The 10,213-nt window shown below is 40.5% G+C and carries 10 protein-coding genes; 2 read left to right on the top strand and 8 right to left on the bottom strand.

What is annotated here, in order from left to right:
- Positions 1-2,396 (bottom strand): nSTAND1 domain-containing NTPase (locus ICL16_RS44740; protein WP_238360532.1); only part of this gene is annotated, 2,396 nt, incomplete at its 3' end.
- Between the two features lie 224 nt (positions 2,397-2,620).
- On the opposite strand from ICL16_RS44740, the gene ICL16_RS00850 reads away from it, so the two are divergent.
- Both ICL16_RS00850 and ICL16_RS00845 read left to right on the top strand, forming a co-directional pair.
- A complete protein-coding gene (locus ICL16_RS00850) occupies positions 2,621-2,860 on the top strand; it encodes an antitoxin (protein ID WP_190825007.1) in 240 nt (79 codons plus the stop codon).
- Between the two features lies 1 nt (position 2,861).
- Entirely contained in the window at positions 2,862-3,272 is a 411-nt protein-coding gene (locus ICL16_RS00845) for a type II toxin-antitoxin system VapC family toxin (protein WP_190825006.1), read from the top strand.
- A gap of 98 nt (positions 3,273-3,370) precedes the next feature.
- On the opposite strand, the gene ICL16_RS00840 is transcribed toward ICL16_RS00845, so the two are convergent.
- From ICL16_RS00840 to ICL16_RS45155, 7 genes are all read right to left on the bottom strand, one after another.
- Complete coding sequence (locus ICL16_RS00840) at positions 3,371-4,156, bottom strand: Rpn family recombination-promoting nuclease/putative transposase (RefSeq protein WP_190825005.1); 786 nt, start codon at positions 4,154-4,156, stop codon at positions 3,371-3,373.
- Positions 4,157-4,319: 163 nt separating this feature from the next.
- Entirely contained in the window at positions 4,320-4,562 is a 243-nt protein-coding gene (locus tag ICL16_RS00835; RefSeq protein WP_190825004.1) for a helix-turn-helix domain-containing protein, read from the bottom strand.
- Positions 4,562-4,804, bottom strand: a complete 243-nt coding sequence (locus ICL16_RS00830; protein ID WP_190825003.1) for a hypothetical protein — start codon at positions 4,802-4,804, stop codon at positions 4,562-4,564. Before ICL16_RS00830 ends, ICL16_RS00835 begins: the two co-directional genes overlap by 1 nt.
- Positions 4,805-4,990: 186 nt before the next feature.
- Complete coding sequence (locus ICL16_RS00825) at positions 4,991-6,313, bottom strand: TnsD family Tn7-like transposition protein (protein WP_190825002.1); 1,323 nt, start codon at positions 6,311-6,313, stop codon at positions 4,991-4,993.
- Positions 6,314-6,325: 12 nt separating this feature from the next.
- The gene (locus ICL16_RS00820) at positions 6,326-7,996 is read right to left on the bottom strand and encodes an ATP-binding protein (RefSeq protein ID WP_190825001.1); all 1,671 of its coding nucleotides are present in this window, start codon (positions 7,994-7,996) and stop codon (positions 6,326-6,328) included.
- On the bottom strand, positions 7,980-9,008 hold the full coding sequence (locus ICL16_RS45160; RefSeq protein ID WP_238360531.1) for a Mu transposase C-terminal domain-containing protein: 1,029 nt from the start codon (positions 9,006-9,008) through the stop codon (positions 7,980-7,982). Before ICL16_RS45160 ends, ICL16_RS00820 begins: the two co-directional genes overlap by 17 nt.
- A complete protein-coding gene (locus ICL16_RS45155) occupies positions 8,983-10,209 on the bottom strand; it encodes a DDE-type integrase/transposase/recombinase (RefSeq protein ID WP_238360530.1) in 1,227 nt (408 codons plus the stop codon). Before ICL16_RS45155 ends, ICL16_RS45160 begins: the two co-directional genes overlap by 26 nt.
- Between the last annotated feature and the right edge of the window lie 4 nt (positions 10,210-10,213).

Genomic DNA, 10,213 nt, shown 5'->3' with positions numbered 1-10,213 from the left:
TAGTAGGCTAAAGCATCGTTAGGGTTGAGGCGCAACACTTGGTTGTAATCTTCTATTGCTCCTTTTTTATTTCCCAAGTCTCTACGGGCATTCCCTCGGTTGCCGTAGGCTTGATCATAGTTAGGATTGAGGCGCAAGGCTTGGTTGTAATCTTCTATTGCCCCTTTTTTGTCTCCCAAGTCATTACGGACAATCCCTCGGGCAAAATAGTTAATAGCATAGTTAGGATTTAGTTCCACTGCTTGATCAAAACTTTCTAATGCGCCTTTCTTGTTTCCCGTCGCAGCATCAATAAACGCTTTTGAGTAGTGCTCAGCTATATCAGAGTTGAGTTCTGCTTGTTTCGACTGATACCAAGCTGTCCCCCCCAATGTCGCCATAATCGTCAATGCTGCCCCTGAAACGCCAATAATTCCCCTTCGTCTACGGGCTTTCTCTTCTCGAAGCTGGCGCTCCCTCAAATCAATACTTAATTGAATAAAATCTTGCTCTGGTGTACTTAACTCCTCACGACGTTGCTTCAATTTTTCTTCTGCCTCTGACAACGGCACACCACGCAACAATACCCCATCATCTCGTTTTGTTTCTTCCCACTGATGTATAATATCCCTTAACCGTTCTTGCCAAGCTCGAAACAAACGGTCTTTTTTCATCCACTCTCGTAGAGTTAGCCATTCGCGAATTAAGGCTTCATGGACAACTTCCACTGTATCTTCCCCAGATTTCTCATCATGCCCAGTGACAACCAAACGGGCTGTGTATCCTGCTAAATCACTTACCAATTTCCAATTCTCATCTCCTACTTCTTTCCTAGCAGCGATGCGACGAGTATCTTCTGTTCCTTCCCCTGGGCGCACCAATTGCACAAAGATGCGCTGTGCCGCTTTTTTTTCTGTTTCACTCAACTTTTGGTAAACTTGCTCAGCATGATTTGCTAGCGCTTTTTTCACACCGCCAATTTCTTGGTATGCTTGATGAGTGAGTGTACGGTTTTGCTGTAATGACCAAAGTCGAGTCATAGCAAATTCTAATAATGGCAGATTCCCTGGTTCATTACCAACATCATCTAAAATTCGTTGCGACAATTGTGGTTCTAATTGTACTTCTATCTTCTGCGCTGGTTGTTCAATTGCTTGAAGTAGTTCCTCTCGATTCATTGCACTTAATAGTTGTGGTGTAAATTGCTGCAACGCATCTCGTAAAGGACGATAGGCAAGAACAAAACCGTAGAAATCAGCCCGTAAAGTGAAAACCAATGTTAAACTATTCTGATGAATAGCTTCGAGCAATAAATCAGCAAAGCGTTCTTGTTCTTCCTTCTGACAAAGAGTGTAGAGTTCTTCAAATTGATCGACAAACAGCAGCAGACGTTTACCAGGGTTACGTTCTATAATCCGAGATATTATCTGCCCCAAAGTAACCACACCCTGCTGTATATTTTTATCTAATCCAGCCGCAGATCGCAATTGTTGAATATCATCAACTCCTGGTACTAATTGACGAACTAACGCAGATGCTAGATTATAGAATGGTTTGTCTCCAGGACGAAATGATTCAATCACCCAATTTTCTGTCATCCGCAGTTGGGGAAATAGCCCAGCATACACTATAGAGGATTTTCCACTACCAGAAGGACCAATCACTCCTACCAAGGGCTGTTGTTTAACTGCTTCTACCAAACCATTGACAAACGTTTCCCTGCCAAAAAAGAAAGCTGCATCTTTTTCTCCAAATGCAGCTAATCCTTGATATGGGTTGGGTGGAATAATCTCTACTTCTGGAAGGCTTGGAATAACACTAACTTGCTCTTTTTTAAATAAAACTGGTGTTTGCTGCTCTAAATATTTCATCAAAACAGAGCAACCTAATTCATAAGCAAATTCTACCTGTTCTTCAGCGGCTATTGCATCATAAAATGCTACAGAAAATTCTATTGCTGCTTTATCTCCAACTGCTTGGCTCATGCCAATCACATAGTTAACATGTTGGCTAATCGCTTTTGCTTGCACTTCACTGTAGCAGGCATTGAGAAGTACACACTCCACTCCCTTTGTGGCAAATAGCTTGAACATACTTGCCAATGCATCAGCGTTAACTTCCACTGGCTGCTCAGTTTCATCCTCTAAGACAATACCATTACTACCTGTACCATGCCCACTAAAGTGAACAATCTGGGGTTGATAATCTAAAATAGCGCGGTAGAAATCACGCTGACTCACTGCCCACTTCTGTTCTAACCTAAACTGCTCTCGCCCAGACGCTCTTCGCAATCCTTCATCAATTTCCTTGACTTCTTTATCCAGCCTGAGCCGAGATGTATTTGTCGGATTAGCTGCCAAAATTAAAATAGTCTTGACATCGGAGTTGTTACCATAAGAAAGTTGTTGAGAAACCATATCATCATAAGATTATTTTTTAGAGAAAATTAAATAAATATACTCAAAGATGCTATTTACTTGTTACAACACAGTCTCTGTTCTCAATTCCGCAATTCTTGTCTTGAGTTTCATGGAACGTCTCTACATTATTCGGAGATGCTTGAATATTCACGTATTTGTATATTTTATCAGGAAAGCGATTAAACCCAATTAACTATATATCGCACTTAAGGAGAATTACAATGTCTACCGAATATCACGTTAAACTCATTCAACAAGGCAATATTCAAACCTTACCCATTCCCCAAGAATTATCTTTATCAACTACATTCGTTATTATCCGACAAGAAGACGGAAAACTTATCATAGAACCCTACAAGAAAAAATCTCTCCTGGAAGTTTTCGCCAACCTTGATGATATTGAGGAAGAATTTCCCGATGTTGACGAAGGACTATTACCGTTAGATGACATTGAACTTTAAAATGTATTACTCTTACTTACTCGATACCAACACACTATCGGACTTCATTAGGCATCCAACAGGTAAAATTTTTTCTAAAATTCGAGAAGTTGGAGAAGACAAAATTTGCACCAGTATTATTGTTGCTTGTGAACTCCAATTTGGTGCAGAAAAAAAGAATTCACCTAGATTGAAAGAGCGCATTTCCTTGGCTTTAGACATGATTCCTGTATTATCATTAACAAGCAATGTAGATTATCATTACGCAAAAATTCGTACTTATTTAGAAAGTCAAGGAACCCCCATAAGTAGTAATGATTTATTAATTGCTGCTCATGCACTAAATCTAAATTTAACCGTAATTACGAACAATGTCCGTGAATTTTCTCGTGTACCCAATTTAAAAGTAGAAAACTGGCTGAACCCAAATTAAAAAGCCGAGTGACTTTATACTTGATATCTCATAAAAAGCGACCAACGGCGATCGCCTTTTTAAAAAAGGTTTGGCGTTCTCAGTCTTTGTAGCTCATCCTACGCGCTTTGCTCTGCGGCTTTGAGGACAGTTTCCACATCAACATTAAGTTGTTGAGCAATCTGCTCCACAGTCATACCTGTTTTTAGTAACAGAGGCACCGCTGCTCTCAACATTTCAGAGCGCCCCTCGGCTTTCGCTTCCTGATAAACCCTTGTTTGCTCTAAAGTCAGTCCTAGCATAGCTTCTACTTCCTCTCTACTCAAAGACGAAAACTTATAAACTGCGATTGTGGTTATAATATCTATGATTTCATTTTTCGGTAGTGTGCCTGTTTCTTCTAATTCTACTCGCTCAATTAATTGCTTAGCTTGCTCCGCCATCGCTTCATCCGATGCTAGAGTCAGCTGCATCAAGTTGATGCCTATTGGCTGCTGATTGGGAGCGCCCAACTCATCTAGATAAATTCTTAGCACTTGGTCGCTGTTAAGATATATTCTATGGGTTTTTTTATCGCTCGGTTCCAAGGCTCGTGTTGGAAAAATTACCACACAATACCAGTCATCGTACTGAAAACGATTTCGGTTCAAATACATCATCGATTCTGTAAAGAACCGATAGTACAGGGCTTCGTCCCTCTGAAATTGAACTTCAGCAAAAAAGATAACTTTGGATGTTGTACCCTCTGGAGGTAAAAAGACACCATCAATACGGAGAGCGGTTTCCTTCACTTCAACCGATTCAAATCGATAGTTCTGCGCTTCTATTGGAGGGTTATCAACCAGTTCAAAAAGTAACCCAGGAAAACGCTTAAATATTTGGTAATAAATGGAGTCACGTTTCACTACTTCATCCTTAAGGTGCAAGTTATTTACTATGTAGCTCACTCCTGTTTCTTCTTAATCCCCAACGCCTAAACATGAAGTCTAATTCTGCACGCCCGCTCCGCCATCGGAACCAGCAAACCAATATTAGATTCTAGCAGTTGGTTATTTAAAGCTTTTTCGCTTACTCATCATCAGGAATACCATCGACTTTTAGGCGAAAGGCTCTAGCAAGAGTTTTCAGGGAGACGCTCAGTTCACGAGCTAAAGCAACCGCATTATCAAGTCGCGGGATTTTCTTCCCAGTTTCCCAATCGCCAATAGTACGAAAACTCAAATTTAAACGGCGACTTAGTTCTTCTTGAGTCAGTTGTTGACTTTCCCTTAAAGTTTTCAACGTTGGTTCTTGTTGCTCGTTAGAATTCATTATAACACTAAAGTATTCACACTAAAGTGTTGAAAGTCAGGGTGACTTACACTAAAGTGTGAGATGTTTGACAACAAAAAGGCAGACACCACGAGGTGATGCCTTCGATCAATGCCTGCCAATATTTGGTCTAATCCTAACCCCATATCCCATCCCTTGGACCTACGCACACCAAATTGAATTGCACGCTCGACAGCTGAGTATTTTCCACAGTAAGGACTATGAGCATCTTGTAATAGCATAATAAAGTTCAACAATTTCAGGAGCTAAAACCCTTAATTTTTCATTATCCATCACAGCTCCCAGAAAAATAAAGTTAAACAATAACTGGTAACTTTGGGTTCAGTCTACCAATATATGAGCCTGCAAAGTCCCAAAAGCTGAATAAAAAAGTTCAACAATATAGGGTCTTATTAACCGCAGTTTGTTCATATACTGCTATTCAAAGACTTCCACAAGGCTTCCAGCTTACGCAACATATTAGTCGGACTCTTGCCATAATTGACACTGAGTCTGTACGCAGTTGACTGAAAATTCCGTCGGTCAGCATCTGAGCATTCCAAATACTTTTGTTCCCATAATTGACCAAATGCCACGATTCTTTCAAATCGAAACTTATCAACTTCAGTTGTGTCTGCACCACTTTTACTATATTTAAACCCGCAATTACACTCAAAAGTACCTATAGGATTTTCTATGTAAGAATATAGCGGCTTTGTATCACTTTTTGAATGCATCACCAACTTAGTGACTACTGGTTTGAGATAGTGTTCGCAAGCAGGATTTAGACAAAGCCAAGGACCATTACCAAAAGGTTTATACTTCGATTTACCAGCAAAAAATTTAGCAAGTGAATTGGTCAGAAATCTAATCATCAGCAGATGCATCACCGGGTCAAAAGCCTCTATATGCAACTGGAAAATGTCAAATAGGAAACGGTTATCGTAGCTTACATCTATACCAAGGACTTCAAGAAACTCGCTCCCGTAGAAGGACAACAATTTCTGACGTAAACCTGTCTCATCTACCCGACGGGATGAAGTAGCTAAACCCCTCCTTGTCAAATTAGCTATGTATTGTATATGAAACCAATCTAATTCCTTACTTGGAAGCAATTTGAGGTCACGGGTCATTAACCACTCGATATCTGAAGCAAGCAGCAGTAACTTCTCAAGTGTGGACTCACTGTAGTTTTCCTGACTATGCGCCATTGGACAGTTCTCCAAACTGGCAACACCAACTCTATGCCAGTTATTACCCCAGGTAGGTGCTATGCTATCACTCAAAGCAACATTATGAATTAGGCAGACAAGAACACCAGGTGTTTGGTGAAGTCGATGCCAGTATGCCTCGCCAAATGTATGCAAGTCTTCAAAGAGACACAAGGGACAAAACTTAAAATATCTCGGCATATGAACCGAGCTTGCTGTTCCCCTATAAATATATGTCCCCAATTCTCCTTTCATGTACCTCAGTATAGCTGAGTTTCTGTCTGGCATAAAGACAGCATATATGGGGTACAGCGTATGTTTTTGGATTAGACCTTCTACTGTGTATGGAGAGAGCAGTGGTAGATTTTCAATTAAAGAAGCCAAGTTATAGGGTAAGTCAGTCCTAACTGTAATATGGCGGGAATTGAACAATTCAAGCAACGTTTCTTCTGGCTTAATATTACCACTTCTAATGTGATAACGTGCAAATACACTACAGAGAATTTCATCTGGGTAAGGTGTGGGGAAAAAGCCGAGCATCTCTACTACCTACTACAATAAAAAATCCTGGAGTGGATCTTTAATAATTCCCACTGCTTTCAATTCCTCACAAACCGGAGTTTGATTTTTCTTGGCATTTTCAACTCCTAATCGGATATCATTATCCTTATATTTTGGTTGAAGTTTTGTTTTTCGTTCCCGAGGCTTACCCTGCTCTGTTGAGACATCTCCACCCTGTAAAGCTAGTTTATAAGCCTCTTTAATTAACATTTTATAATCTGCATCCTCCCCATGAGAAGCTACAACTTTTTCGGCACAATTCTTAGCCGAAGCAGGCGGAACATCCAAGTTAATCAGCTCAATAATCACATGGCGCTCTTTTGCTGATATATTCCCCATACTCTGTGATGAGCGTGCTAATCTACGAACTTCTTCTAAGTCTCGAGCTTCAAGAGAGTCTAAGCACTTGTTGCGGTACAGAGTTGTGTCAAGGGGAGCAATATCTTTGTACTTCATCATCCACTTCTCATCCCCTGACCTAATAGCATCTAACATTGGTTTGACTAGATGCAGTCCATCAGCAGCACAGGCGTGAATCAGGTCAACAGTAATTACCTCACTCCCTAGAGCAATAGCTCTCCATTGTACCATCTTATAGAGTTTAATGACGATATCAATAATCCCTTGGCTCTCATAATATAGAGCCGAGCTAATCTTTTCAGTCAAAGGAACATATTCTTTTGTCCACTGGAACTCCCACATCCCTTCTATAAAGAAGTTCCATTCCCGATTGTTTTCCATCCTATCCCAAATTACTCCTCCTTCTCCCACACCTCTTCTAGCATTTCTAAAATTGCCTTGAAGAATTGGGAAAGCCTCGTTTGTACCAACGCGAATCACCGGAACTCCAATAGTGTTGTCCATTTTCACCAAAAAATTCAACATTTCGGAGCTACTTCTTCTCGCCGCCGCTAAATTTTGCATTTCATCGATAACTAAAACTCCTAAATGTTGGGTGTGGGCAATTTGGGCAACTTGAGCTAGCATATAATCTTCAGAGTTGCGTTTGACCCCAAATTTTTGAAAGTTGTTAGTGCCAAGCAATTTGTCAACTGCTCTGAAGAAATCAATACACAAACCCTTCAAAGAACCTGCATGGGGACAGTCAATTTTCAACCAGACAATTTGGTAAACACTATGAGCTGGATGGACAATCACCTGGGGATACAGAGAGAGGATATTCAGGAGATTGGTTGTCTTGCCTATTCCAGACGGACCAATTATCGTCAGCCCGGACGCCGACGTGGGAACATCTACATACTCCTCTAAATTAAAGCCTCCTCCAGAGAGTACCGCTTGATAAATTTGCCCGCTACGTAGTGCATATTCCGGTTGCAAAGGATTCCGCCTCAGATAACCTTGCATAATTAATACGCAAACTACCTGCTGTAAATCGACGGTTTTATTCAGTGGGTCAAAATATCTCGATAGTCGTTCAATACAATGAAATCTGTACTGAGCTTCTAGTTCTCTCTCTGACGATTTGGACGGGGGAAGTCTTGTCACCAAATCAACAAACTTCTCTCTAGAAAGAATAGGGGGAAGGGAGCGAATTATTGGATTAGTATTATACTCAGGCAACTTGTGGTCTCTGTATTTAGCAACAGCAGCCCATTCACCGTTGGGAATTTTAACCCATTCCCACTCATTCTCTGTGTTCATCTTTGCGCTCCTGGCGCTTCTTTTTAAGAAGCTCCAAATAGTCAGGTTGCAGTTCTTTTGGCGTAGCTCCCTCAGCATGTTCGCACTGAACAACTTTCTTCATGTTTGGAATTTCTGTCGGAGCTAACTCAAATCCCTCGGTTAAGCGTCGTTTAGCCTTCTCGTCCGCTCTGTTTTCTCTAATACCAGCTACTTTTTGGCTATTACTTACCCTATCATCAACAGCTACCTCAGCTAATTTCTCAGATCTACTGACTACACTTTCGATGTCAGCAATTAAGTCAACACAAGCTTGAAGTTCATTGCCTTGACTTTTTTGATGAAGTCGCTCTTCATAAGCGAGCAGATATTCAATGTCATGTATATTTTTATTAGAGTATCGCTCTTGGTGGTCTAAAAGAAAGCACTTTTCAAAATTCCTACCATCAGGAGAGCGGACATAGATAAAGTTTAGTTTCCTTGGGTCGTAAGAAATATCTAATGATTTATCAGACTTGGAGAGCAGATTGCTTCTTGCCTTCTCAAACCAGTACTCTTTTAATGCCTTATCACAACTGTAGTACATTCCCTTAAACTTAATGCCGCGAGCAGTGATGGTCGCTTTATTATTTGGCATCAAATTTAGCTTGACAATATCTTCAGGAAAAGTCCTGAGTCTACCAGAACGATTTTCTATTCCCCACTTCCACAATTCTATGGGTATGGGATTTACCAGATCAGTTATCATCATCTCTTCCCTGTCATAATTAGCCAGGTAGTGATGATTGTTGTGATAGCGAATTAAATGGATAATAATTTCAGTGAATTGGTCTAGATCAACCCTGCTATCAAGACGATAGTCTCGCCCTCCTCTGAGCTTAAAGTCTGTGTCTATATAACCGGGTAAAAATGGCTTGACATGCCCATGAATGGTACGGAAGTACCTCTCTACTAATCCCTTCCAATCAGCTCGATAGGGAGCAGCATTTTCAATCCTCACATTGAGATTAGGGATTAATGTCTCTACCGCCATAGAAAGCTAGTTCACCCCGGTCGCCCAAAATGGCATCTGGCATATGGCAGCAAGGCCATTCCGTATCGTCCATCTTAATGCCGTATTCCTGACAAAACTGTACTTTATCTGTGGCTGCATTGGCTAGAGCCATCATTGCTCCTGTCCAAGAAGGACCCTCTAAACCAACATAAACACCCACTATCATCCGGCTAAAAACGTCAATAATTACATAAATTACTGGTCTGCCAATAATCCAGTTGCGATTGTATTTGGAAACTAAATATACATCAGCAATTGTGGCATCAATCTGGTATCGAGAACCAGGTCCAATGGTTTCCATCTTCGATGTTCCTATAATTGCTCTATGCCCTAGAGCAAATCTTTTAGCTCCCTTACGCTCTGTAATGGTCTTTTTGATATCCCTCAGTTCTACTTCATACCAATATTTAAACTGAGTAAATGTAGGTCGAAGTTCGGTCGGAATTAATATTGATTTTTTCACACCAGAGTCATCGTAGAGAATATCTGATGAATAATACTCCTTAATCATTAATTTATAAGTAGTCCTCAAAGAGTTCTGTTTGGGGTTGTTGTAGAATTTAGCTATGGAAATCCTAAAAATTTTCTTATCAGAATCTGTCACATTGACCCCCACACCAATTTCTGGTTCGTCGGCATATTTTCTCGGTCTTCCTCTTTTTTTTTCTCCATATCCCTTCGGCTTTCCCTGACCACCGCAATTTGAATAGTCAGGTAAAAGTGCATTTTTATTTTTCCCCCTCTGCCAAAATCTTCTCAAGTATTCATAAACTGTTTTTTCTACTAATTTAGTTTCACGAATGCCCGAATTGTATTGTTCAACAACCCTCTTGACGAGGGAACCGCGTGAGGAGCGATAGTATATGTCCGGTTCTTTTTCAACGAGGGATGAAATTATTGACCAAGCATTTTCTCTATAGTCTTTTTCTGCTGATGTCAAATCTTCATCACTCAAATGCCTTGCCCAAGAATCTTGTTTCAGCTTCAATGCTTGTCCGCTGGAAATCGCAACTCTTAGATCTGAGACTTTTCTCGGTTCGGGAAATCCTTTCAAGGCATTTATGTCAAAAACAAAGGCAATGTTATAACCAGAATCAATCCAGAGAACCCTCTCAATCAAATTGGTCGCCTGCGAGTCAATCCATTCTATAAGCTCGTTGACAAATAAATCATCATTCATTTCA

The organism is Iningainema tapete BLCC-T55 (assembly GCF_014698965.1).
In the GTDB taxonomy this organism is placed as follows: Bacteria; Cyanobacteriota; Cyanobacteriia; order Cyanobacteriales; family Nostocaceae; genus Iningainema; species Iningainema tapete.
The sequence above is the reverse complement of the archived record's forward strand: the minus strand, read 5'-3'. Positions and strand labels throughout refer to the sequence as shown.